At 28.2% G+C, this 781-nt stretch carries 1 protein-coding gene; it reads left to right on the top strand.

Going from position 1 to position 781, the window contains the following annotated elements:
• Positions 1-692: N-acetylmuramoyl-L-alanine amidase family protein (locus TY07_RS17065; protein WP_042403157.1), on the top strand; the 692-nt coding region annotated here is incomplete at its 5' end.
• Positions 693-781: the final 89 nt, after the last annotated feature.

Here is a 781-nt window from a genome sequence, read left to right as displayed (position 1 = left end):
AGTATGATGAGTTACAAGTAATAGATTTGTATATTGATAAGAATGATGTTAAAAAGTTAATAGTAATAGATCCAGGTCATAACTATGGTGGAGATAATGGGGCTACTTCTACTCATAACGGTGTAACTTATATAGAAAGGGATTTAAATATGCAGGTTTCTTTAAAGCTTAAGGATGAATTAGAGAAAAAGGGATTTACAGTAGTTTTAACTAGGAATCCAGAAGATAGGGAAACAATAGCGGTAAGTGAAAGCTTAAGAAAAAGAGTAGATTTAGCTAATAAATTACAAGCTGATTTCTTTATAAGTATTCATCAAAATAGCTATACTGATAGCTCAGTACGAGGATTTGAGGTATATTATAGTGATGCTTTACCAGAAACTAGAGGGGTAATTTCAAGTGATGGTTTAGAATATTCATTAAATTCATTAAGAACATCAGAAACTGAGAAAGTTAAATTAAGCAAAAAAATAGGATCAAGTATAGTAAGTAGCGTAACTAGTGAAATGGGACTAAAAAATAGAGGGTTAAAAAATAAGGATTTTTATGTTGTTAAAAATACAACTATGCCATCGTTGCTGGTAGAATGTGGATTTATATCAAATCCAGACGAAGCCAAAAACTTAGCAAATGAACAAAAGCAACAAAAGATGGCTGAAATAATAGCTAGAGAAATAGGAAAAAATTTATAAAATTTAACTAAGAATGTTTAGAGATTATTGATAATTTCTAAACATTCTTATTATAATAAAAACTATATTAATGTAATATAGTTTTTATT

The sequence above is a fragment of the Clostridium saudiense genome, from assembly GCF_000577815.1.
Taxonomy (GTDB): domain Bacteria; phylum Bacillota; class Clostridia; order Clostridiales; family Clostridiaceae; genus Clostridium; species Clostridium saudiense.
The sequence above is the reverse complement of the archived record's forward strand: the minus strand, read 5'-3'. Positions and strand labels throughout refer to the sequence as shown.